Genomic DNA, 22,623 nt, shown 5'->3' on the forward strand with positions numbered 1-22,623 from the left:
GTGACCTTGAGCGGCGATCCTTACGAGCGCGGCCGAACCCCGCCGTCAGGCACCGCCGCAGGCGGCGAGGTCGTCGGGGTCGACGCCGTCGAGCCGGGCGGCCAGGGCGTTGAGGCGCTCGCGGAGCTCGACGATCTCGCCCAGGTCGAGGCCGGTCGCGGCGGCGATCCGGCGCGGGACGCCGAGGGCCTTCTCGCGCAGCTCGGCCCCGGCGGGGGTGACGCGCGCGGTGACGGACCGCTCGTCCTCGGCGCTGCGCCGCCGCTCCACGTACCCGGCCGCCTCGAGCCGCTTGAGCAGCGGCGACAGGGTCCCGGAGTCGAGCCGGAGGCGCTCCCCGATGCCCTTGACGGGCAGCTCCCCGTGCTCCCAGAGGACCAGCATCACCAGGTACTGGGGGTAGGTGAGCCCCAGCTCCTTGAGGGCCTCGCGGTAGACGCCGTTGAAGGCGCGGGTGGCCGCGTGCAGCGAGAAGCAGATCTGGTGGTCGAGGCGGAGGAACTCTCCGTCGGGGACCGTGTCGAGCGTCTCCATGCCCCCAGGATACGCGACGGCCTCTCACTCGCAATTGAATTGCGCACAACTTAATAGTGCGCTATCAATAGAGGCACCACCCGGGCATTCACCCCGCCGAGAGGAACAGGAACCCCATGGACGCGATCTACACCGCCGTCGCCACCGCCAACGGCCGCGAGGGCCGCGCCGTCAGCTCCGACGGCCACATCGACCTCCCCCTCGCCCACCCCCAGGCCCTCGGGGGCAACGGCCGGGGCACCAACCCCGAGCAGCTCTTCGCCGCCGGGTACGCGGCCTGCTTCGCCAGCGCCATGGGCCTCGTCGCCCGCCAGGAGAAGATCGACATCGCGGACGCCTCCATCACCGCCGAGGTCTCGATCGGCAAGGACGCGGCGGACGGCGGCTTCGGCCTCGCGGTCGTCATGCGCGCCGAGTTCCCGGACCACCTCCAGGGCGAGGCGGGTCGTGCCCTCCTGGAGAAGACCCACGCGTTCTGCCCGTACTCGAAGGCGACCCGCGGCAACATCGCGGTCGAGCTCGTCGTCGAGTAGTCCGGTAGTCCAGTGGTCCCGTAGGCGAGGGGCCGCCCCCCGTACGGGAAGACCCCCGGCGCGCATCGCTGTGCGCCGGGGGTCTTCCCGTACGCGCACAAGGGGTTCGCCTTCCGTACGGCGGGCAGTCATGGGGCGGCTGCCCGTACGTGGGGCGCGGGCGCTGTCCTTGGGGCGCCTCGCGGCCACCCCGCCCGGCACCGCAGGCACCGCAGGCACCGCCAGGCACGCGCACCACAGCACGCGCACCGCAGCACGCGCACCACCCGCACCGCCAGGCACGCGCACCACAGCACGCGCACCGCAGCACGCGCACCACCCGCACCGCCAGGCACGCGCACCGCAGGCACCCGTACCCGTCCGCTCCCACTCCGGAGGGCAACTCCCCATGGTCGATCTCGATCGCCGCCGGTTCCTTCAGCTGGCAGGCGGCGCCGCCGCCCTGACCATGCTGTCCGACAGCATCGCCCGCGCCGCCGCCATCCCCGCGCAGGGCTCCACCGGCACCCTCCAGGACGTCGAGCACATCGTCGTCCTGATGCAGGAGAACCGTTCCTTCGACCACTACTTCGGCGCGATGAAGGGCGTGCGCGGCTTCGGCGACCCCCGCCCCGTGACCCTCCCGAGCGGCAAGTCCGTCTGGCACCAGTCCGACGGCAAGACCGAGACCCTGCCCTTCCGGCCGGAGAGCGCCAAGCTCGGCATGGAGTTCCTCCAGGGCCTCAACCACGACTGGGCCGGCGGCCAGAGCGCCTTCAACAAGGGCCGGTACGACAACTGGGTGCCCGCCAAGACCAAGGCGACGATGGCGTACCTCACCCGTGAGGACATCCCGTTCCACTACGCGCTCGCCGACGCGTTCACGATCTGCGACGCGTACCACTGCTCGTTCATCGGCTCGACCGACCCGAACCGCTACTACCTCTGGTCCGGCCACACCGGCAACGACGGCACGGGCGGCGGCCCGGTCCTCAACAACGCCGAGGCGGGCTACAGCTGGAAGACCTACCCCGAGCGCCTGGAGGCGGCCGGGATCTCCTGGAAGGTCTACCAGGACATCGGCGACGGCCTGAACGCCGCCGGTTCCTGGGGCTGGATCAGCGACGCCTACCGCGGCAACTACGGGGACAACTCCCTCCTCTACTTCAACGCCTACCGCAACGCCCAGCCCGGCAACCCGCTCCACGACAAGGCCCGCACCGGCACCAACGCCAAGGCGGGCGACGGCTACTTCGACGTCCTGCGCGCCGACGTCCAGGCCGGGCGGCTGCCGCAGGTCTCCTGGATCGCCGCCCCCGAGGCCTTCTCGGAGCACTCCAACTGGCCCTCGAACTACGGCGCCTGGTACATCTCCCAGGTCCTCGACGCGCTCACCTCGAACCCGGACGTGTGGGCCCGTACGGCGCTGTTCATCACGTACGACGAGAACGACGGCTTCTTCGACCACGTCGTCCCGCCGTACGTTCCGGCCTCGGCCGCGCAGGGCCTCTCCACGACGCCGACCGCGCTCGACCACTTCCCGGGGAAGACCGGGTACGTCGCCGGGCCCTACGGCCTCGGCCCCCGCGTCCCGATGCTGGTCGTCTCGCCCTGGTCCACCGGCGGCTACACCTGCTCCGAGACCTTCGACCACACCTCGGTCATCCGCTTCATGGAGCGCCGCTTCGGCGTCCTTGAGCCCCAGATCTCGCCCTGGCGGCGGGCCGTCTGCGGCGACCTGACCTCCGCCTTCGACTTCGGCCGCTCCAGCACGCAGGCGGCGCCGCTCCCGTCGACCGCCGGTTACTACCCGCCGGACCGCAGCCGGCACCCCGACTTCCCCGCCACCGCCCCGGCCGTCGGCTCGATGCCCCGGCAGGAGCCGGGCGGCAAGCCCACCCGCCCGCTGGCCTACGCCCCGTACGTCGACGGCGCCGCCGACACGACCGCCGGCACCTACCGCCTCACCTTCAGCGGCGGGCCGGCCGCGGGCGCCCAGTTCTACGTGACCTCGGCGAACCGCACGGACGCCCCCTGGACGTACACGACGGAGGCCGGAAAGACGATCTCCGACACCTGGAACACCAAGTACTCCAAGGGCCTCACCGACCTCACGGTCCACGGCCCCAACGGCTTCCTGCGCCGCTTCCGCTCCCCCGGCAAGACCCTGGTCCCCGAGGTCAGGGCCCGGCACAACGCCACCACCGGCACCCTCGATCTCACCCTCACCAACCCGACGACGGCCTCCGTGACCCTCACGCTCACGGACGCCTACGCGGGCACCCCGGTCTCGGTCCAGCTCGCCAGGGGCGCCACGGTCACCCGTTCCCTCGACGTCTCCGCCGCCCACCACTGGTACGACGTCACGATCACCACCCCGGCCTACCCCGACTACCTCCGCCGCCTCGCGGCCCACGTCGAGACGGGCGCGCCGAGCCACTCGGACCCGGGCATCCGCACGTCCTGACCCGCCCCGGCGACGCTCCGGCCCTCCGGCCCCGGCGGCCTCAGGGCTGCGGGGTGCCGGAGCGGCGCTGGTCGCTCTCGTTGCGGAGGTCGGTGGTGCGGCGGGCGAGGCCGTCCACGCGCGCGGCGAGGTCGGCGGGCAGCCGGGGCCGGGTGGCGCGGGCGCGGGCGAGGGGCTCCAGGAGGCGGGCCGGATCGTCGGCGGCGAGGGCCTGGCTGAGGTCGCGCCGCAGCGCGGCGGGGAGGCGGTCGAGGGCCGTGATCTGGCCGGCGAGCTGGCGCAGGTCGGCGGCGTTGTCGCGGGCCCAGCTCGTGACGGAGCGGTCGGCGGCGCGGCGGTCGCGCGTCGCCTGGACGCGCTCCTCGCGGGTGGCGCCGGGGCGGCCGGGGCGTACGCGCAGGTAACGGCGCTCGGCGGCCTGGCGGCTGGTGACCCCGAGGGGCTCGGCGAGATCGGCCCAGCTGACGCCCGCCTCGCGGGCGGCCTCGATGAGGCCGGGCTCCCAGCCGGCCAACTGCTCGCGCAGCTCGCGCAGGAGCAGCAGCGCGGCGAGCGCTTCCTCGGACGAGGCGGCCGGGGCCGAGGAGGCACCCGGGCCCGGCGAGGCGGCCGGGGCGCCCGAGGGCTCCGTGGCGGTGGGGGCGCTCGCGGAGCGGGCCGCGCGGACGGTCTCGTCCATCGCGGCGAGCGCCGCCAGCGCGGCGTGGAAGGTCACGGGGTCGCCGCCTTCACCCATGGGATCACGCTCTCCGAATGTCGTCGCTCGAATGTCGTCGTTTCGATGACAGTCCAGTTGTCATCCATCCGTTGACATGTTACAACGGTGTCAGGTGAAGCGCATTGGCCATCACTGCCTGAACCTTTGGAGGTGTTCCACGATGTTGATGCGCACCGACCCGTTCCGCGAACTCGACCGCCTCACGCAGCAGATGCTGGGCTCGACCGGTACGTGGTCCCGTCCCTCCGCCGTCCCCATGGACGCGTATCGCGAGGGCGACGCATACGTGATCATGATGGACCTGCCCGGTGTCTCGACCGACGCGATCGACATCGACGTCGAGCGGAACATGCTCACGGTCAAGGCCGAACGCCGACCGGTCGAGAAGGCCGACGACGTGCAGATGGAGCTGTCCGAGCGGCCCCTCGGCGTCTTCTCCCGCCAGCTGATGCTGGCCGACACCCTCGACACGGAGAAGATCGCGGCGAGTTACGAGGCGGGCGTCCTCACGCTGCGCATTCCGATCGCGGAGCGCGCGAAGCCCCGCAAGATCAGCATCAGCAGCGGCGACGACCGCAGGCAGATCAGCGGCTAGGCCGTTCCTCTCGGATCACGCCGAGACGGCGCACCGAGACGGCGCACCGAAACGGCTCTTCTCGGATCACGCGGAGACCGAGACGGCCCAGGCCGCCACGGGCCGGACGCGGAGGCGGCGAAGGGCGACAGCCCTCCCCTTCTCGCCCCTCCGCTCCGGCCGCCCCGCATCCCCCCGTCCACGAAGGGGTAGCGATGAGACTGCGATGGCAGGCGTTCCTCGAACAGGTCCGGGAACGCGGCGACTACGGCACGCAGGACGAAGCCGAGCGCGCCGCCCGGGTCGTACTGGCGCTGCTCGGCGCCCATCTGGTCGGCGACGTGCGGGCCGCGCTCGCCGCCCGCCTCCCCGAAACCTTCGCCGTCGTCCTGCTCAACCCGCTCCAGGCCGCCGAACCGCTCTCACCGGAACGATTCGTCCGGGCGACGGCCGCCTGGATCGAAGGGGCCACCGAACGGACGGCCGCCTGGGACGTCAGCGCCGTGCTCAGCGTCACCGCCGACGCGGCCGGCGAGGAACTCACGGCCCGGATGCTCCTGCAGCTCCCGCCCGGATACGACCTGCTCTTCGGCCGGCCGCACCTTCCGCGGTGAGCCCGGCGCGCCGCCCCACGCCCCCGCACCGCCCGCTCCGACACCTGTTCGCTCCGCCCGCCCACCCGGCGGGCCCGAAGAGAACGGCGACCTCGTTCCCCATGACCGTCACGACCACCACCACCGCCGACACCACCACGACCGCAACCGCCGGCACCACCACGACCGCTACCGCCGGCACCACGAGCGCCGTGCCCACGCCCGACCGCGGCGGAGTCTCGTACACCGCCCTTCTCGAACGCATCCGGTACGAGGGCGCCTACCCGACCCGCGAACGCGCCGAGACAGCGGTCCGCGCCGTCCTCGCCGCGCTGGGACGGCAGCTCGTCGGCGACGAACGCGTCGAACTCGCCGCCCGCCTCCCGTTCGAGGCGGCCCTGACCCTCACCGCCCAGGTCCCCGCCACCACCCCGCTCACCGGCTGGGAGTTCGTGAAGGACCTCGCCCGCCGCACCGGCGGCAGCCCGGCCACCACCCGCTGGGACGTGGGAGCGGTCCTCGCCCCCGTCGCCCACCTGGCCGGCCCCGACCTCACCGACCGCATCGTCGACCAGCTCCCCCCGGGCTACGCCCTCCTCTTCGGCAGGGCCGAACTCCTCCCCTCGGGCGCGGGCCGCACGCGGGACCGCGACGCCGCCTGAGGCCCGAGCTCCGCCCCGGACCGGACGTCAGAGGGCCGGGCCCGCCGCGTCCCGGCCCGTGACGCCCGCCCTGCGCAGCGTGGAACGCCACGCCAGCGCGACCGCGGTCTCGGCGAGGCCGAGGAGGACGAGCCACAGGCCGAGCAGCCTGGTCAGGGCCCGGGCCGACTCCGTCGGCAGCGCGAGGACGACGACGCCCGCGACGATGCCGAGGGCCGCCACGCCCATCACGACGCCCCGGTGGGGCATGCCCTTGACGGCGATGGCCGTGTACAGGGTGACGATGCCCGACACCAGCCAGGCGGCGCCGGTGATCAGCGAGAGCGCGGCGATCGTCTGGAGCGGGTTGCGCAGGCACAGCACCCCGCCCAGGACGCAGACGACGGCGACGATCAGGCCGGGGGCGCGGTCGCTCTCGCGCCCGAAGACGGCCACGAACCGGAAGCCGCCGATCAGCAGCAGGTACACCCCGATGAGCACGGCCAGGACGTGCAGGGTGACGTCGGGCCAGACGAGCGCGAGGACGCCCGGGACGAGCGTCGCCATGGCGGCGCCGAACAGCCACACCCACGAGCGGCCGAGCCGTGCCAGCTGCTCCTCGGGGTCGACGGCGGGGTCGACGCCGTGGTCGACGGCGGGCGCGGGGCCTTGTGACGTTGCCATGTGTCCTCCTGCCGCCGGTCAGGTCGAACTTCCCCCACCCGTGCGGGTGCCCCGCCAAGCTCCAGCACAAGTGTGCGCCTTCGCCCCGCATCCCGCCCGACGCGCCCGACTCGCCCGCCCGACTCGCCCGTCCCGCCCGTCCCACCGCCTCTCGAGGTGCGAGGAGCGGGAGGGAGCGGTGACGATGGGGTGTGACCGGTGGTCCGGACAGGCGGGCCTCGGGCTCCCGCCGGGAGCGGGCCCGACGAACGGAGGAAGCACCATGGACGCCGAAGAGGTTCCCGAGGTGGGGCCCGTCGATTACCTGGTCCTGGAGTTCCCCGGCAACCGCATGACCGGAGAGGGACTGTCCCGCCTGATCGACCTGGTCGACCGGGGCATCATCCGCATCCTCGACCTCTCCTTCCTGCGCAAGGACACGGACGGCTCCGTCACCGCGCTGCAGATCGCCGATCTCGACGGCGACGGCGAACTCGACCTCGCCGTCTTCGAGGGCGCCTCCTCCGGACTGCTCGGCGAGGACGACCTGCGGGAGGCCGCCGCCGTGCTCGAACCGGGCAGCTCGGCGGGTGTGCTCGTGTACGAGAACGTCTGGGCCGCGCCGCTGGCGACGGCGCTGCGCCGCAGCGGCGCCCGGCTCGTCGCCGGCGGACGGATCCCCCTCCCGGACCTCTTGGCGTCCCTGGAGTCGCTGGAGTCCCAGGAGTCCGAGCAGAAGAGCTCCGCGGCCTGACGCCTCTCCCCCACCCACCCGACGACAAGGAGTTCCGCCATGCCCGGCCTTCTGCGCGGCGTCGCCCGTACCGCCGTCATCTCCGGTACGGCCACCGCCGTCTCCAACCGCGTCTCGCGCCGCCAGGCCGGCCGCTGGGCCCGGCAGAGCGAGGCGCAGGCCGTGGCGCAGCCGCCGGCCGCGCCCGCCGCCGCCCCGCAGGCCCCCGCGGCTCCGCCCGTTGCGGCACCCATGGACGCCAAGATCGACCAGCTGCACCAACTCGGCCAGTTGCGCGACCAGGGCGTGCTCACCGAGGAGGAGTTCGAGGCGCAGAAGCGCCGCGTCCTCGAGTCCTGAGCCGCGACGGCGGCCGGGCGAACCGATGCAGTGAAGGAAGTACGGACATGAGCGGTGTCACCGACAAGCTCAAGGGCCGGATCAAGGAGGTCACCGGAAAGATCACCGGCGACCGCAGGCTGGAGACGGAGGGAAGGACCGACCAGGCGAGGGCGAAGGCCCGGTCGGCCGTACGGGAGGTCCGCGAACGCGCCCGCGGCGTCCGTGACTCGCTCAGGAGGGACCACTCCTGACGCGCGGCCGTGGCTGACCCAGGAGGAGGCCGGATGCCCGAACCGCCACCGGCCTCCGCCCGTCGCGCGCAGCGGCGACGGCGGTGGGCCACGTCGCTCCGGCGCCCTTCGCGCCGCCTGCGCAGGGACCTGTCCCAGCTGCTGTGCGCGGTCGTCGGTCTGGGGCTGGGGCTGCTGGCCCCCGTGATCACGGCGGGCCCCCAGGCGGACGCGGGCCGGGTGGTGGGCGTGCTGTTCACCCTGGGCTTCGGCGTCATCAGCCTGGTCAGCATCATCTACTCGGTGCTCTTCCTGGTGGTGCAGTTCTCCGCGAGCACGTTCACCCCCCGCCTGAACCTGTTCCGCCAGGAGCCCATCGTCTGGCGCACGTTCGCCCTCACCATCGGCGTCTTCGTCTTCTGCGTCACCTCGGGCATCGCCATCGGATCCCGGAAGGACGTCTCCGTCCTCGTCCCCGGGACGGCCATGGCCCTCGCCCTCGTCGCGCTCGTCCTCATGCGTACGCTCCAGATGAAGGCGTTCGAGTCGATCCAGCTCGGCGAGTCGCTGTCCGCGATCGCCGCCCGCGCGCACCGCCTGTACGCGGCCCTGTACGTCCGCCCGTACGCCCCGCCGGGTACGGCGGCCGCCCCGCCCTCCCCCGTGACCGGCACCCCCGTGGCCGACTCCGGCGTGGCCGTCCGGTGGGCGGGGCCGCCCGCCGTGCTCCAGGGCATCGACGTACCCGCCCTCCTCGACGCCGCCCGGCGGCACGACTTCTCCGTCGCCTTCCTGGTCGGTCCCGGTACGACCCTGACGGACGGCACGGTGATCGGCCGGGTGACCCCGGGCGGCGCCGGGGAGGGGGCGCTCCGCGCGGCCCTGTCGACGGGGGTCGAGCGGACCTTCGACCAGGACCCCGAGCTGCCCTTCAGGCTCCTCGCCGACATCGCGCTGCGCGCCCTGTCACCCGCGGTGAACGACCCGGCCACGGCCGTGGAGGCGCTGGACCGCCTCGGGGGCCTGCTCGCGCTCCTCGCCGACCGCGACCTGGACGTCGGCCGCTTCGCCGACCCCGCCGGCCGGACGAGGGTGAGCGTGCCGACGCCCGGATGGGGGCGGTACGTCCGGACCGCCGTCGACGACGTGATCCTCGCCGCCCAGGGGTCACCGATGGCCCTGCGCGGAGTCCGCGACCTCCTGCGCGGCCTCGCCGAGCGGGCCCCCGCCGCCCGGCGCCCCCTCGTGCGCGAGCGGCTCCGCTGGGTCGAGCGGACCGGCAGCGAGGCGTACCCGCTCGTCTGGGCGGACACCTGAGCCGGACGGCCCCCGCGGGCGCACACGTGGCACCACCGGACGAGGAGGCCGAGAATGGGAGACCGGACGCCCCGCCCGGCGCGACCCGCCCGGAACGCGGCACGGACCCAGGTGGTGACACATGTGCCGATGGCTGGCCTACTCGGGTACTCCCGTACTGCTCGACACCATCCTCTACAAACCGGCGCACTCCCTGATCGACCAGAGCCTGCACTCCAAACTCGGGGTGGAGACCACCAACGGTGACGGGTTCGGCGTCGGCTGGTACTCGGACGGCACCGGTTCACCGGCCCTGTTCCGGGAGATCGGCCCGGCCTGGAGCAACCGGAACCTGCGGGAGCTGGCGGACCACGTCCACTCCCCGCTGTTCTTCGCCCACATCCGGGCGTCGACCGGCACCGCGGTGCAGCAGTCGAACTGCCACCCCTTCCGGCGCGGCCGCTGGATGTTCATGCACAACGGCGCCATCTCCGGGTTCCACCTCATGCGCCGCGACCTGACGATGCTCGTGGACCCCGCGCTGTACACCGACATCGAGGGAACGACGGACTCCGAGGTCATGTTCTATCTGACCCTCACCTTCGGCCTCGACGAGGACCCGCCCGCCGCCGTCGCCCGCATGGCGGGCGTGGTGGAGCGCGTCGGCCGCGACCACGGGGTGGAGCACCCGCTCCAGATGACGCTGGCCATCACGGACGGCACCCGCACCTGGGCCTTCCGCTACTCCAGCGCCCGCGCCTCCCGGTCGCTGTTCTACAGCAGCCGGGTGGAGGCGCTGCGCCGACTGCACCCCGACGTCACGTTCCTCCAGGACATCTCCGAGGAGACCCGCCTCATCGTGTCCGAGCCCCTCGGTGACCTGCCCGGCGCGTGGAACGAGGTGCCGGAGAGCACCTACGGCGTCGTCCAGCCCGGCCAGGACGAGCTGCGCCCCTTCGCCCCGGCAGCGGCGTGACGCGGGCGGTGCCGCCATGGTCCTCGACCTGGTCCTGATCGGGCTGGCGGTCACGCTCTTCCCGCTCCCCGTCATGGCCTTCGCCCTGGTGCTGGCCTCGCCGCAGGGGGCGCGGAAGGGCGCGGCGTTCATCGTCGCCTGGCTGGCGTGCCTGGGGGCCGTGACCGCGGCCGTCCTCCTCCTCACGGGCGGCGAGCCGCCCCCGCCCCGCTCCCCGCCGTCCGTCGCCGCGCTCGTGGCCACGCTGGTCATCGGCGTGGGCCTGGTCGGCTACGGCGAGTGGCGACGCCGCCGCAACCGCCGTGCCGCCGGCGCGCCGACGCCACCGCCCCCGGAGTCCCGGGGCCAGGGCGCCACCGTCTGGTCCGCCGCCGTGCTCGCCGTACTCCTCCAGCCCTGGGGCATGGTCGGCGCCGCGGCCACCACGATCGTCCAGGCGAACCTCTCCGAGGGCGGCTCCTTCGTGGCCCTCGCGTTCTTCTGCCTCCTGGCCACATCGACCCTGCTCGCCATGGAGACGTACACGGTGCTCTCCCCCGAAACGTCCCGCCACACCCTCCTCACCCTGCGCACCCGCCTGCTGCGCCACAAGGAACCCGCCATCGTCCTCATCTGCCTGCTCCTGGGCCTCTGGCTCGTCGGCCGAAGCATCTACCGCCTCGTCAACTGAGCCGACGTCGCGCATCGACGGTCGCCCGTGCCGATCCACCGCCGGGACGACGGGGGGGAGGCGACCAGGAGGCGGACGCGCAGGAGCGGCGGAGGCGGGAGAAGGACAGCGGAAGCTTCAGCCGCGCGGGCCGGCTCTCCGACGAGTTCGGGGGCACCTTTCCGTACAGCTACGAGAAGTTCGTGGAGAATCCGTCGTCCGAGCCGTACGTGGGCACGCTGGCGGTCGTGGACTGCTCGCCGGACGGAAACCCTCAGCCCCTCGACCCGCCGAGCCAGACCGTCACCGTGCCGCCGAAGCAGGGGAAGCTCGCCTTCAAGGTGTCCTTCAGCTTCCCCGAAGGGCAGGGAACGGTGACCTCCAACCAGCCGCGCCTCATCTGCGTGACGCTTCGGGACGAGGGCGGGTTCAGGGGCGAGGACAGGGACGCCCTCTCCGTACAGCTGAATCCTCCCAGCGAGACGACCCCCGAGGAGACGACGACCGGGGAGACGACCACCGGAGAAACGACCACGGGGGAGACAACCACCGGGGAAACGACGACCGGGGAGACAACCACCGGAGAGACGACCACCGGGGAAACCACCGACGGGGGCACCGGCGAGTCCGGCGGGCTCGGCTGAGCCGCCCGAGCGAAGGGGGCCGCATGGCCGAAGGGAACCGGCGGGACGACGGGGGCCCCACGGCCGACGGGCCGCCCCTCACGGCCGAGGCGGATTCCGGCGGCGAGGGGCGGCCCTGGAGCAACTGGGCCCTCACGCTCGCCACGCTGCTCGCCCCGACCACCTTCATCGGCGCCCTGCTGCTGTACTTCGGCTTCGCCTACACCAACGCCCTCTACGCGCACTTCGGCGTCGACGCGGCGACCCTCGGCTTCTCCGCCCAGGACTACGCGCTGCGCAGCGCGGGCGCCCTCTACGTACCGGCCGGCGCCGCGCTCACCGTCGCCCTGGTCGCCGTCCTGGTCTACTACGGGGCCCGCGCGGTGGGGGCGAGGAGCGGCGGCCTGCCGCCGGGCGGCCGGTTCGCGCCGTACCTGGTCTCGGTCTGCGGCCTGGCCCTCTTCGCCCTCGGCATGCTCGGCGGGCTCGGCGCGTGGAACGCCGGGGCGATGGACACCCCGCTGCTGCTCGGCAGCGGACTGGTCCTGGTCGTGTACGGCAGGGCCCTGTTCTTCAAGCTGAGCGGCGCCGACTACCCGGTGGCGCGCGAGCGGCTGGCGCTCGCGCTCGTCGCCGCGCTGGTCGGCCTCTCGTCCTTCTGGGCGGTCCACGCGTACGCGAAGCAGCACGGCGACGACGACGCCCGGTATCTGGCGCGCAACCTGTGGCTGCGCCCGGCGGTGACCGTCGACACGACGGAACGGCTCCACTTCCCGCCGCGGCAGGCACGCGAGACCGTCCTGCCCGTAGCCGACCACCCGCAGCGGTTCCGGTACCGGTACGAGGGCCTGCGCCTCCTGGCGGAGGTGAACGGCCGGATGTTCCTCATCCCCGAGAACTGGTCCGAGGCGGGCGGCAGCGTGCTCGTGCTCCCCGCGGGCAACGCGGTCCGCGTCGCCTTCCGCGCGGACTGAGGCGTCGGGGCGACTCCGGGCGCGTCACCGAGAGGCTCCGCCCCCGAACCGGGGCGGAGCCTCGTGGCGTCTCCTCTCAGAGCAGGCCGCGCTGGTACTTCCACGTGACCTTGCCGTCGGTCAGGTGGAAGAACCCGACGGGCGGGAACAGCCCCTTCGCGGCATCGCAGTCGTACTCGAGCCTGTGGCCGGTGGTGGACGGCCAGTTGGGGTAGGCCTCCTGGGTGACCACGCAGGTCGTCCTGGGCACGATCGACCAGAACTGCGCCTCGGACATGCCCACCTGAACCTGGTTGTACATCGCGCGCGTCATCGCCGGAGCCACCGGCTTGTAGAGGTAGTCGTTCTGCTTCGAGAACAGCTGGCCCGCGTCGTTGAAGTTGAAGTTCGCGTACGGGACGTAGTCGCCGCTCTTGGTGAAGCACTGGATCGTCCAGGTGGAGCGGTCACACCAACCGCTCGCGGAGCCCGGCGGAGGCGACTGCTCCGCGCCGACGACGATCTGCCAGACCGTGGCCTGGTCGGCGCCGAAGGGCACCGCCTCGTACTCCTGGACGGTGAAGCTGAAGGCCGTGGTCTCCGCCTGCGCGGCGCCCGTGCCGCCCAGCATCGCCGCCCCCACCGCGGCGCAGGTGACCGCGGCCCACCATGTCTTCTTCATGCTCTCCACCCCTTCTGTCGGGTATCTCCCGGACGCACGCCATCCTTGACGAGCGCACTCTTCCGGTGATCTCCGCCGACTCTCCGTGGCCGGATCCGGCGGGGCGGTGCGTACGGGGTGGGGGCGCGGCCGGACCGCGGGGCTCCGCTGCTCCAACGGAGGGCATTGGGGTGAGTCCCGGCGTGTCGTTCCCGTGATGCGGGTCACAGTGGGTCACCGTGGCGTGAAAGAGCCCGCGGGCGCAGGTGAATCCTTCCTGCGGCCACGGGCGGTGGTGGGGCGGGTGGGACTCGAACCCACGGCCGACGGATTATGAGTCCGCTGCTCTAACCGGCTGAGCTACCGCCCCGTGCGGTCAGGCGCGTACAAGTGTGCGCGCCGTCTGCCGCAGCATAGCCGCTCATACGATCTCCTGCTCCGGAAGATCGGCTCTGCTCGACCGTGAAGACCCCGCCGCGCCCCGCGCGGTTCCCCGGAACGCGAAAAAGGACCCCGAAGGGTCCTTCTCCGTTGGCTCCCCCGGCTGGACTCGAACCAGCAACCCTCCGGTTAACAGCCGAATGCTCTGCCAATTGAGCTACAGGGGATCGCGCTCCCCCGACTGGACTCGAACCAGTAACCTGCCGGTTAACAGCCGGCTGCTCTGCCAATTGAGCTACAGGGGATTGCTGCGTTGCACCGAACGGATCCACCTCGGGCCTTCCCGGGCGGCGCTCGCTCGCTGCGACACATACATTAGCGCAAGCAGGGGGGTGCTCCGCCAATCGGTTCCCCCAGGACGCTTCGGGGAAGGATCGCAGCCATGCGGTACAAGCTGATGTTCGTCGCGGGACTGGCCGTCGGGTACGTCGTCGGGACGCGGGCAGGTCGCGAGCGGTACGAGCAGATGAAGAAGTCCGCGCAGGGCTTCGCGCAGAACCCGGCGGTGCGCAACGCCGCCGAGTCCGCCGCCCTCACCGGGCGGCAGTTCGCGGGCAAGGCGGCCCACGTCGTGGGCGACAAGGTGGGTGACCGGCTGCCGTCCTCCGTGACCGACCGGCTGCACGCGCTGCGCGAGCGCAGCCGGGCCAACGGGCGGGTCTACGAGGACGACGACTGGGGCACCAGCAACACCTGAACCGCCGTGCGTGCGGCAGAATCTCTGTCATGGGGATAGTCGCCGGACTGGACAGCTCTGCGGAGTTCACACGCATCGTCGTCTGTGACACGGACACGGGTGCCGTACTGCGGCAGGGGTACGCCCCCCATCCCGGCGAGCCGAAGGCCTCGGACGTCGACCCGCAGGCCTGGCTGCTCTCCCTCGGGGAGGCCGCGACCGGCGGCCTCCTGGAGGGCGTGGAGGCCATCGGCGTCTCCGCGCAGCAGCACGGCCTGGTGCCGCTCGACGCCACGGGCGGCCTCGTGCGGCCCGCGCTCGTCGGCAACGACAAGCGGGCGCAGATCGCCGCCGCCGATCTCGTCGAGTCGCTCGGCGGGCGCGGCGCCTGGGCCGAGGCCGTCGGCACCGTCCCCCAGTCCGGGCTGCCCGTCGCCAAGCTCCGCTGGCTGGCCCGTACCGAGCCCGAGAACGCCCAGCGGGTCGCCGCCGTGCTCCAGCCGCACGACTGGCTGGTCTGGCAGCTGCTCGGCAGGCCCGCACGGCGGACCACCGACCGCGGCGCCGCCTCCGGCACCGGCTACTGGTCGGCCCGCACCGGCACGTACCGCCCCGACCTCGTCGAGCTGGCCCTCGGCCACCAGGCCGTGCTGCCGGAGGTGCTGGGGCCCGCCGAGCCGGCCGGCACCACGCCCGAGGGGCTGCTCATCTCGGCCGGTACGGGCGAGACGATGGCCGCCGCGCTCGGCCTCGGCCTCGGCACGGGCGACGCGGTCGTCTCGCTCGGCGCGTCCGGGTCCGTGATGGCCGTGCACCACGAGGCGCTCGCCGAGCCGGGCGGCATGATCACCTCCTTCGCCGACGCCACCGGCATGCACCTGCCGGTCGTGCACACCTCCAACGCGGTGCGGACGCTGCGCGGCACCGCCGAGATGCTGGGCCTCGACTCCCTGGAGGAGCTCTCCGCGCTGGCCCTGAAGTCCACCCCGGGCGCCTCCGGGCTCGTCCTGCTGCCGTACCTGGAGGGCGAGCGGACCCCGAGCCTGCCGCACGCCGCCGGCACCCTCACCGGGCTGCGCCGCGAGTCGATGAAGCCCGAACACCTGGCGCGGGCCGCGTTCGAGGGGATGCTGTGCGCCCTGGGCGACGCCCTGGACGTGCTGCGCGGCCGCGGGGTCGAGGTGCGGCGGATCTTCCTGCTCGGTGCGGCGGCCGCCCTTCCGGCGGTCCAGGTGCTGGCGCCCGCGCTCTTCGGCGCGCAGGTCGTCGTCCCCCAGCCGGCCGACTACGCGGCGATCGGTGCGGCCAAGCAGGCCGCCTGGGCCCTCGGGGTCGCCCGGGGCACGCTCTCCCCGACCGCTCCCCCGGCCTGGCAGGGCGCCGCCGCCCAGGTCCTGGAGCCGGGCGAGGAGCTGCCGGTCGGCCAGTCGGTGCGGCAGCAGTACGTGGCCACGCGGGATCAGTTCCACCCGGGCGCGTTCGGGGCGTAGGAGGGCGGCGCTGCGGGGCTCCCAGGCTCGCCGCGGCGACGACACGCCCCCACCCGGGCGGCGAAACCGAGTCGTAACGCCGCGGGGCCGCGGGCGATAGTAGGAGCCGTGCTCATAAGACTTCTCCGAACCCACCTGCGGCCCTATCGAAAACCCATCGCCCTGCTCGTCCTGCTCCAGTTCCTTGCGACCTGCGCGAGCCTCTACCTGCCGACGCTGAACGCCGACATCATCGACGACGGCGTCGTGAACGGCGACACCGGCTACATCCTGCGGTTCGGCGCCCTGATGGTCGGCGTCTCCGTCGTCCAGGGCGTCTGCAACATCGGCGCCGTCTACTACGGTGCCCGCACCGCCTCGGCGCTCGGCCGGGACGTGCGCGGAGCCGTCTTCGACCGGGTGCAGTCGTTCTCCGCCCGCGAGCTCGGGCACTTCGGCGCGCCCTCGCTGATCACCCGTACGACCAATGACGTGCAGCAGGTCCAGATGCTGGTCCTGATGGGATTCACCCTGATGGTCTCCGCGCCCATCATGTGTGTCGGCGGCATCGTGATGGCCCTCGGCCTGGACGTGCCGTTGTCGGGCGTGCTGCTCGCGGTGGTGCCGGTGCTCGGCGTCGCGGTGTCGCTGATCGTGCGCCGGATGCGGCCGCTGTTCCGGACCATGCAGGAGCGGCTCGACACGGTGAACCGGGTGCTGCGCGAGCAGATCACCGGCAACCGCGTCATCCGGGCCTTCGTGAAGGACGGGTACGAGGAGGAGCGCTTCCGCGGGGCCAACACCGATCTGACCGACGTGTCGATGGCGACCGGCCGGCTGATGGCGCTGATGTTCCCGACGGTCATGACGGTCGTGAACATCTCCAGCGTCGCCGTCGTCTGGTTCGGCGCCCACCGCATCGACAGCGGTGCGATGCAGATCGGCGCGCTGACCGCCTTCCTCGCCTATCTGCTGCAGATCGTGATGGCGGTCATGATGGCCACCTTCATGTTCATGATGGTGCCGCGGGCCGAGGTGTGCGCCGAGCGGATCGAGGAGGTCCTCGCGACCGCGTCGAGCGTCGTGCCGCCCACCGAGCCGGTGCGCGCCCTGGAGCGGCGCGGGCACCTGGAGGTCAGGAGCGCGGACTTCCGGTACCCGGGCGCGGAGGAGTCCGTCCTCCGGGACGTGGAGCTGGTCGCCCGGCCCGGGGAGACCACCGCGATCATCGGCTCGACGGGCAGCGGCAAGTCGACCCTGCTCGGGCTCGTGCCGCGGCTGTTCGACGCGACCGGCGGCGAGGTCCTCGTCGACGGCGTCGACGTGCGGCGGATCGACCCGGCGCTGATGGCGCGGACCGTGGGGCTGGTGCCGCAGAAGCCGTACCTCTTCTCGGGGACGGTGGCGACGAACCTGCGGTACGGCAAGCCGGACGCGACCGACGAGGAGCTGTGGCACGCGCTGGAGGTCGCGCAGGCCGCCGAGTTCGTACGAGGTCTGGAGCAGGGCCTGGACGCGCCGATCGCGCAGGGCGGCACGAACGTGTCCGGCGGTCAGCGGCAGCGGCTCGCGATCGCGCGGACGCTCGTGCAGAAGCCGGAGATCTACCTCTTCGACGACTCCTTCTCGGCGCTCGACTACACCACCGACGCGCTGCTGCGCGAGGCGCTCTCCCGGGAGACGGCCGACGCGACCGTGGTGATCGTGGCCCAGCGGGTGTCGACGATCCGGGACGCCGACCGGATCGTCGTCCTCGACGAGGGCCGGGTCGTGGGCTCCGGACGGCACCACGAGCTGATGGCGGAGAACGAGACGTACCGGGAGATCGTGCTCTCCCAGCTGACCGAGGCGGAGGCAGCCTGATGGCCGGTCCTGGCGGACGCATGATGGCCGGTGGCGGCCCCGACCAGCGGTCGATGGACTTCAAGGGGTCGAGCCGGCGGCTGCTGCGGCAGCTCGCGCCCGAGCGCGGCGCGCTGTGGCTGATGCTGCTCGCCTGTCTGCTCTCGGTGGCGGGCTCGGTGGTCGGGCCGAAGATCCTCGGCAGGGCGACCGACCTCGTCTTCGCGGGCGTGATCGGGCGCGGACTCGACGCCGGTACGACGAAGGAGGAGGCGCTCGCGGGGCTGCGGGCGGCCGGTGACGACGGCATGGCCGACATGCTCTCCGGCGTCGACTTCGTCCCCGGCGAGGGCATCGACTTCGGCGCGGTCGGCTCGGTCCTGCTGTGGGTCCTCGCCGTGTACGTGGCGGCGGGCCTGCTGATGCTGGTGTCGACCCGGATGTCGATCCGGGTGATCAACCGGACGGTCTACCGGATGCGGGAGGACGTCCAGACGAAGCTGGCGCGGCTGCCGCTGTCGTACTTCGACAAGGCGAAGCGCGGCGAGGTGCTCTCCCGGGCGACGAACGACATCGACAACATCTCGCAGACGCTCCAGCAGTCGATGGGCCAGCTGATCAACTCGCTGCTCACGATCGTCGGCGTGCTGGCGATGATGTTCTGGATCTCGCCGCTGCTCGCGCTGGTGGCCCTGGTGACGGTGCCGCTGTCGGTGTTCGTCGCGGCGCGGATCGGCAAGCGCTCGCAGCCGCACTTCATCCAGCAGTGGAAGACGACGGGCGCGCTCAACGCGCACGTGGAGGAGATGTACACCGGGCACACCCTGGTGAAGGTCTTCGGCCGGCAGGACGAGTCCGCCGCGGACTTCCGCACGCAGAACGAGGCGCTGTACGAGGCCGGGTTCAGGGCGCAGTTCAACAGCGGTGTGATGCAGCCGGTGATGTTCTTCATCTCGAACATCAACTACGTGCTCGTGGCGGTCGTCGGCGGGCTGCGGGTGGCGAGCGGCACGCTCTCCATCGGTGACGTGCAGGCGTTCATCCAGTACTCGCGCCAGTTCTCGATGCCGCTGACGCAGGTCGCGTCGATGGCGAACCTGGTGCAGTCGGGCGTGGCCTCGGCCGAGCGGATCTTCGAGCTGCTCGACGCCGAGGAGCAAGAGCCGGACGCCCCGCGGAGCGAGCGGCCGAGCGAGCTGAAGGGCCGGGTGGCCCTGGAGGACGTCTCGTTCCGCTACCAGCCGGACAAGCCGCTCATCGAGGGCCTGTCGCTGGCGGTGGAGCCGGGGCAGACGGTCGCGATCGTCGGTCCGACGGGCGCGGGCAAGACGACCCTGGTCAACCTCCTCATGCGGTTCTACGAGGTGACCGGCGGGCGCATCACGCTCGACGGGGTCGACATCGCGAGGATGTCCCGGGAGGAGCTGCGCGCGGGGATCGGCATGGTCCTCCAGGACACCTGGCTCTTCGGCGGGACGATCGCGGACAACATCGCGTACGGCGCGACGCGCGAGGTGACCCGGGCGGAGATCGAGGAGGCGGCGCGGGCCGCGCACGCGGACCGGTTCGTGCGCACGCTGCCCGAGGGGTACGACACGGTCATCGACGACGACGGGGCCGGGGTCAGCGCGGGCGAGAAGCAGCTGATCACCATCGCGCGGGCGTTCCTCTCGGACCCGGTGATCCTCGTCCTGGACGAGGCGACCAGTTCGGTGGACACCCGGACCGAGGTCCTCATCCAGAAGGCGATGGCCCGGCTCGCGCACGGGCGGACCTCGTTCGTGATCGCGCACCGGCTCTCCACGATCCGGGACGCGGACGTGATCCTGGTGATGGAGGACGGCTCGATCGTCGAACAGGGCACGCACGAGGAGCTGTTGGCCTCGGGCGGGGCGTACGCCCGGCTGTACGCGGCGCAGTTCGCGCAGGCGGTCGTCGAGGTCGACTGAGCCGGGGGCGGCCGGTCGATCGGGGGGCGGTCCGCGCGCGGGCCGCCCCTCAGTCGAGGTAGCCGCGCAGCTGGTCGGCGTAGGCGTGGGCGCGGAGTTTGCCGAGGGTCTTGGACTCGATCTGGCGGATGCGTTCGCGGGTGACGCCGAAGAGCTGCCCTATCTCCTCCAGGGTGCGCGGCCGGCCGTCGTCGAGGCCGTAGCGGAGCTGGACGACCTTGCGTTCGCGTTCGCCGAGGGTGGAGAGGACGTCGTCCAGGTGGCGTCGGAGCAGCAGGAAGGCGGCGGACTCGACGGGCGAGGCGGCGTCGCCGTCCTCGATGAGGTCACCGAGGGCGACGTCCTCCTCCTCGCCGACGGGTGCGTGCAGGGAGACGGGTTCCTGGGCGAGGCGGAGGACCTCGCCGACGCGTTCGGGGGCGAGGTCGAGCTGGGCGGCGACCTCGTGGGCGGTGGGTTCGTAGCCGCGTTCCTGGAGCATGCGGCGCTGGACGCGGATGACCCGGTTGATGAGTTCGACGACGTGGACGGGGACGCGGATGGTCCGGGCCTGGTCGGCGAGGGCCCGGGACATGGCCTGGCGGATCCACCAGGTGGCGTACGTGGAGAACTTGTAGCCGCGCGCGTAGTCGAACTTCTCGACGGCCCGGATGAGGCCGAGGTTCCCCTCCTGGACGAGGTCGAGCATGGTGAGGCCGCGGCCGACGTACCGCTTGGCGACGGAGACGACGAGGCGGAGGTTGGCCTCGATGAGCTTGCGCTTGGCGATCCGGCCGAGGACGACGAGCCGGTCCAGGTCGATAGCCAGTTGCGTGTCCAGGTCGGGGGTGGTGGCGAGCTTCTCCTCGGCGAGGAGTCCGGCCTCGACGCGGCGGGCGAGTTCTACCTCCTCCTCGGCGCTGAGGAGCGGGATGCGGCCGATCTCGCGGAGGTACTGGCGGAAGAGGTCCGAGGAAGGGCCGTTGCCTCCGCCGAGGTCGGGGCGGCGGCGCTGGACGGGGATCTCCGGCGGCTCGTCCGGCTCCTCGGGGGACGGCTCCTGCGACACGGTCCGGATCTCGGTCTGCACGGCGGGCGACCTCCAGGAGGGGCGGAACGGCTCCGTCACCCAGTGTGGGGTACGACACATCGCCCCCACGAGGGGCGTGCGGTGACTTTTTGAGTCCGGACCGTGACCGAACGTGTGTCAGAGGGCGGCGGCGCCGTTGTTCCGCAGGGACTGGCCGTACTGGGTGAGCACCCACAGTTCGTTCTGCACGGCGGCGACCTGCTCGGGGTCGCCGTGGGCGCCGAGCCGGGCGAGGGTGCCCTGGACGTCGCGGATGCGGCGGTCGACGGCGCGGAGGCGGACGGTGACGAGCTGGTCGCCCGCGTAGGCCTCGTCGACGGACTTGGCGAAGATCGTCTCGACGGCGAGTTCGGTCACGAGGGCGCGGACGGTGTCGTTGGGGGCGGCCTCGCGGACGGCGTCGAGGTAGTCGGAGGGGGCGCCGGTGGCGCCGCCCGCGTCCTGGATGCACTGGCGGACGGCGGCGTAGGGCGGTGCGGTGAACTCGTCGGTCCCGTAGGCGTCGAAGGCCGGGGAGACCAGTTCGGGCCGCTGCAGGGCGAGCTTGAGGAGTTCGCGTTCGGTGCGGTGGGCGGGGCTGCGGAGGTTGAGCGCGGGGCCGGAGGGGGCGGCGGCCGGGGCGGGGGTGTCGTACGTCCGCCGGGGCTGCTGGCGGCTCGGGCCGCGCTCACCGCCCTGCCGCTGCCAGCGGGCGATCTGGGCGACGCGGCGGACGACGAACTGGGTGTCGAGGATGCCGAGCATGCCGGCGAGCTGGACGGCGACCTCGTGCTGGGAGGCGATGTTCTTGATGCGGGCGACGACGGGGGCGGCCTCGTCGAGGGCGGCGGCGCGGCCCGCGGGGGTCTCCAGGTCGTACCGGTTCACGATCTGGCGGAGGGCGAACTCGAAGAGCGGGGTGCGGGGCTGGACGAGGTCGACGACGGCCTCGTCGCCCTTGGCGAGGCGGAGGTCGCAGGGGTCCATGCCGTCGGGGGCGATGGCGATGTACGTCTCGGCGGCGAACTTCTGGTCGTCCTCGAAGGCCCGCAGGGCGGCCTTCTGGCCGGCGGCGTCGCCGTCGAAGGTGAAGATGACGCGGGCCGAGCCGTTGTCCATGAGGAGGCGGCGGAGGATCTTGATGTGGTCGCCGCCGAAGGCGGTGCCGCAGGTGGCGATGGCGGTGGTGACGCCGGCGAGGTGGCAGGCCATGACGTCGGTGTAGCCCTCGACGACGACGGCGCGGCTGACCTTGGCGATGTCCTTCTTCGCCAGGTCGATGCCGTAGAGCACCTGGGACTTCTTGTAGATCGGCGTCTCGGGGGTGTTGAGGTACTTGGGGCCGGTGTCGTCCTCGCGGAGCTTGCGGGCGCCGAAGCCGACGACGTCGCCGCCGACGTCGCGGATGGGCCACATGAGGCGGCCGCGGAAGCGGTCGATGGGGCCGCGGCGGCCGTCCTGGGAGAGGCCGGAGAGGACGAGTTCCTTGTCGGAGAAGCCCTTGCCGCGCAGGAAGCGGGTGAGGTGGTCCCAGCCGGCCGGGGAGTAGCCGACGCCGAAGTGTTCGGCGGCGGCCTGGTCGAAGCCGCGCTCGGCGAGGAACTTCCGGCCGATCTCGGCCTCGGGGGAGTCGAGTTGGTCGGCGTAGAACCGGGCGGCGACCTTGTGGGCCTCGACCAGGCGGATGCGTTCGCCGCGCTGATGGCCGGGGTTGTAGCCGCCCTCTTCGTACCGCAGGGTGATGCCCGCCTTGGCGGCGAGGCGCTCGACCGTCTCCGAGAAGGAGAGGTGGTCGATCTTCATCACGAAGGCGATGGTGTCGCCGCCTTCCTGGCAGCCGAAGCAGTGGAAGAGTCCCTTGCTGGGGCTGACCTGGAAGGAGGGCGACTTCTCGTCGTGGAAGGGGCAGAGGCCCTTGAGGTTGCCGCCGCCCGCGTTGCGGAGCTGGAGGTACTCGGACACGACGGCGTCGATCGGGACCGCGTCCCGTACCGCCTTCACGTCGTCATCGTTGATCCTGCCTGCCACGCATG

Annotated in this window: 23 protein-coding genes and 3 tRNA genes; 17 read left to right on the top strand and 9 right to left on the bottom strand. The window is 72.4% G+C overall.

Annotated features, from left to right (window positions below):
- Window positions 1-45: 45 nt before the first annotated feature.
- Window positions 46-534 carry a MarR family winged helix-turn-helix transcriptional regulator gene (locus ACWDVG_RS00350; protein WP_451694671.1) on the bottom strand — a complete coding sequence of 163 codons (489 nt, stop codon included), beginning with the start codon at window positions 532-534 and terminating at the stop codon, window positions 46-48.
- Between the two features lie 116 nt (window positions 535-650).
- On the opposite strand from ACWDVG_RS00350, the gene ACWDVG_RS00355 reads away from it, so the two are divergent.
- Together ACWDVG_RS00355 and ACWDVG_RS00360 are read left to right on the top strand one after the other, a co-directional pair.
- The gene (locus tag ACWDVG_RS00355) at window positions 651-1,067 is read left to right on the top strand and encodes an organic hydroperoxide resistance protein (protein WP_451694672.1); all 417 of its coding nucleotides are present in this window, start codon (window positions 651-653) and stop codon (window positions 1,065-1,067) included.
- 388 nt (window positions 1,068-1,455) lie between these two features.
- Window positions 1,456-3,513 (top strand): phosphocholine-specific phospholipase C, encoded by a 2,058-nt coding sequence (locus ACWDVG_RS00360; RefSeq protein ID WP_451694674.1) that lies wholly within the window; start codon window positions 1,456-1,458, stop codon window positions 3,511-3,513.
- Window positions 3,514-3,553: 40 nt separating this feature from the next.
- Here the strand turns inward: ACWDVG_RS00360 and ACWDVG_RS00365 are convergent, their stop codons facing one another.
- Complete coding sequence (locus ACWDVG_RS00365; RefSeq protein WP_451694675.1) at window positions 3,554-4,249, bottom strand: type III effector protein; 696 nt, start codon at window positions 4,247-4,249, stop codon at window positions 3,554-3,556.
- Between the two features lie 142 nt (window positions 4,250-4,391).
- Here ACWDVG_RS00365 and ACWDVG_RS00370 point away from each other — a divergent pair, with 142 nt between their 5' ends.
- The 3 genes from ACWDVG_RS00370 to ACWDVG_RS00380 all read left to right on the top strand — a co-directional run bounded on the left by ACWDVG_RS00370 (window position 4,392) and on the right by ACWDVG_RS00380 (window position 6,060).
- Window positions 4,392-4,826: an Hsp20/alpha crystallin family protein gene (locus ACWDVG_RS00370; RefSeq protein WP_451694676.1), complete on the top strand. Its 435-nt coding sequence runs from the start codon at window positions 4,392-4,394 to the stop codon at window positions 4,824-4,826.
- A gap of 194 nt (window positions 4,827-5,020) precedes the next feature.
- Window positions 5,021-5,419, top strand: a complete 399-nt coding sequence (locus ACWDVG_RS00375; RefSeq protein WP_451694678.1) for a DUF2267 domain-containing protein — start codon at window positions 5,021-5,023, stop codon at window positions 5,417-5,419.
- Between the two features lie 101 nt (window positions 5,420-5,520).
- Entirely contained in the window at window positions 5,521-6,060 is a 540-nt protein-coding gene (locus ACWDVG_RS00380; RefSeq protein WP_451694679.1) for a DUF2267 domain-containing protein, read from the top strand.
- 27 nt (window positions 6,061-6,087) lie between these two features.
- Here the strand turns inward: ACWDVG_RS00380 and ACWDVG_RS00385 are convergent, their stop codons facing one another.
- Window positions 6,088-6,723: an HdeD family acid-resistance protein gene (locus ACWDVG_RS00385; RefSeq protein ID WP_451694681.1), complete on the bottom strand. Its 636-nt coding sequence runs from the start codon at window positions 6,721-6,723 to the stop codon at window positions 6,088-6,090.
- Between the two features lie 262 nt (window positions 6,724-6,985).
- Between ACWDVG_RS00385 and ACWDVG_RS00390 the strand changes: the two genes are divergently transcribed.
- The 8 genes from ACWDVG_RS00390 to ACWDVG_RS00425 all read left to right on the top strand — a co-directional run bounded on the left by ACWDVG_RS00390 (window position 6,986) and on the right by ACWDVG_RS00425 (window position 12,525).
- Window positions 6,986-7,456, top strand: coding sequence for a DUF6325 family protein (locus ACWDVG_RS00390; RefSeq protein WP_451694682.1), 471 nt, complete (start codon window positions 6,986-6,988; stop codon window positions 7,454-7,456).
- 39 nt (window positions 7,457-7,495) lie between these two features.
- Entirely contained in the window at window positions 7,496-7,795 is a 300-nt protein-coding gene (locus tag ACWDVG_RS00395; RefSeq protein ID WP_451694684.1) for an SHOCT domain-containing protein, read from the top strand.
- Between the two features lie 47 nt (window positions 7,796-7,842).
- Complete coding sequence (locus tag ACWDVG_RS00400) at window positions 7,843-8,028, top strand: CsbD family protein (protein WP_451694686.1); 186 nt, start codon at window positions 7,843-7,845, stop codon at window positions 8,026-8,028.
- A gap of 33 nt (window positions 8,029-8,061) precedes the next feature.
- Window positions 8,062-9,324 carry a DUF2254 family protein gene (locus ACWDVG_RS00405; RefSeq protein ID WP_451694688.1) on the top strand — a complete coding sequence of 421 codons (1,263 nt, stop codon included), beginning with the start codon at window positions 8,062-8,064 and terminating at the stop codon, window positions 9,322-9,324.
- Between the two features lie 121 nt (window positions 9,325-9,445).
- On the top strand, window positions 9,446-10,279 hold the full coding sequence (locus ACWDVG_RS00410) for a class II glutamine amidotransferase (protein WP_451694690.1): 834 nt from the start codon (window positions 9,446-9,448) through the stop codon (window positions 10,277-10,279).
- Window positions 10,280-10,295: 16 nt separating this feature from the next.
- Window positions 10,296-10,949, top strand: coding sequence for a GAP family protein (locus ACWDVG_RS00415; RefSeq protein ID WP_451694692.1), 654 nt, complete (start codon window positions 10,296-10,298; stop codon window positions 10,947-10,949).
- 182 nt (window positions 10,950-11,131) lie between these two features.
- Window positions 11,132-11,572, top strand: coding sequence for a hypothetical protein (locus tag ACWDVG_RS00420; RefSeq protein WP_451694694.1), 441 nt, complete (start codon window positions 11,132-11,134; stop codon window positions 11,570-11,572).
- A 23-nt stretch (window positions 11,573-11,595) separates the two neighbouring features.
- Window positions 11,596-12,525: a hypothetical protein gene (locus ACWDVG_RS00425; protein ID WP_451694696.1), complete on the top strand. Its 930-nt coding sequence runs from the start codon at window positions 11,596-11,598 to the stop codon at window positions 12,523-12,525.
- Window positions 12,526-12,601: 76 nt separating this feature from the next.
- Here ACWDVG_RS00425 and ACWDVG_RS00430 read toward each other — a convergent pair whose 3' ends face one another.
- From ACWDVG_RS00430 to ACWDVG_RS00445, 4 genes are all read right to left on the bottom strand, one after another.
- Window positions 12,602-13,186 carry a BLIP family protein gene (locus tag ACWDVG_RS00430; RefSeq protein WP_451694698.1) on the bottom strand — a complete coding sequence of 195 codons (585 nt, stop codon included), beginning with the start codon at window positions 13,184-13,186 and terminating at the stop codon, window positions 12,602-12,604.
- A gap of 272 nt (window positions 13,187-13,458) precedes the next feature.
- Window positions 13,459-13,535 (bottom strand) — tRNA-Ile (locus ACWDVG_RS00435).
- Window positions 13,536-13,697: 162 nt separating this feature from the next.
- Window positions 13,698-13,773: transfer RNA gene (locus tag ACWDVG_RS00440), tRNA-Asn, on the bottom strand.
- A gap of 5 nt (window positions 13,774-13,778) precedes the next feature.
- Window positions 13,779-13,851: transfer RNA gene (locus ACWDVG_RS00445), tRNA-Asn, on the bottom strand.
- A gap of 137 nt (window positions 13,852-13,988) precedes the next feature.
- On the opposite strand from ACWDVG_RS00445, the gene ACWDVG_RS00450 reads away from it, so the two are divergent.
- The 4 genes from ACWDVG_RS00450 (at window position 13,989) to ACWDVG_RS00465 (ending at window position 19,542) form a co-directional block, all read left to right on the top strand.
- On the top strand, window positions 13,989-14,303 hold the full coding sequence (locus ACWDVG_RS00450) for a YtxH domain-containing protein (protein WP_451694700.1): 315 nt from the start codon (window positions 13,989-13,991) through the stop codon (window positions 14,301-14,303).
- Between the two features lie 29 nt (window positions 14,304-14,332).
- A complete protein-coding gene (locus ACWDVG_RS00455) occupies window positions 14,333-15,772 on the top strand; it encodes an FGGY family carbohydrate kinase (RefSeq protein WP_451694701.1) in 1,440 nt (479 codons plus the stop codon).
- Between the two features lie 108 nt (window positions 15,773-15,880).
- Entirely contained in the window at window positions 15,881-17,614 is a 1,734-nt protein-coding gene (locus ACWDVG_RS00460) for an ABC transporter ATP-binding protein (protein WP_451694703.1), read from the top strand.
- Window positions 17,614-19,542, top strand: a complete 1,929-nt coding sequence (locus tag ACWDVG_RS00465) for an ABC transporter ATP-binding protein (RefSeq protein WP_451694705.1) — start codon at window positions 17,614-17,616, stop codon at window positions 19,540-19,542. Before ACWDVG_RS00460 ends, ACWDVG_RS00465 begins: the two co-directional genes overlap by 1 nt.
- Window positions 19,543-19,591: 49 nt before the next feature.
- Here the strand turns inward: ACWDVG_RS00465 and ACWDVG_RS00470 are convergent, their stop codons facing one another.
- Together ACWDVG_RS00470 and dnaG are read right to left on the bottom strand one after the other, a co-directional pair.
- Window positions 19,592-20,671 (bottom strand): RNA polymerase sigma factor, encoded by a 1,080-nt coding sequence (locus tag ACWDVG_RS00470; protein WP_451694707.1) that lies wholly within the window; start codon window positions 20,669-20,671, stop codon window positions 19,592-19,594.
- A 57-nt stretch (window positions 20,672-20,728) separates the two neighbouring features.
- Window positions 20,729-22,618, bottom strand: a complete 1,890-nt coding sequence (gene dnaG, locus ACWDVG_RS00475) for a DNA primase (RefSeq protein ID WP_451694708.1) — start codon at window positions 22,616-22,618, stop codon at window positions 20,729-20,731.
- Between the last annotated feature and the right edge of the window lie 5 nt (window positions 22,619-22,623).

This window comes from Streptomyces sp. NPDC003327 (assembly GCF_053589515.1).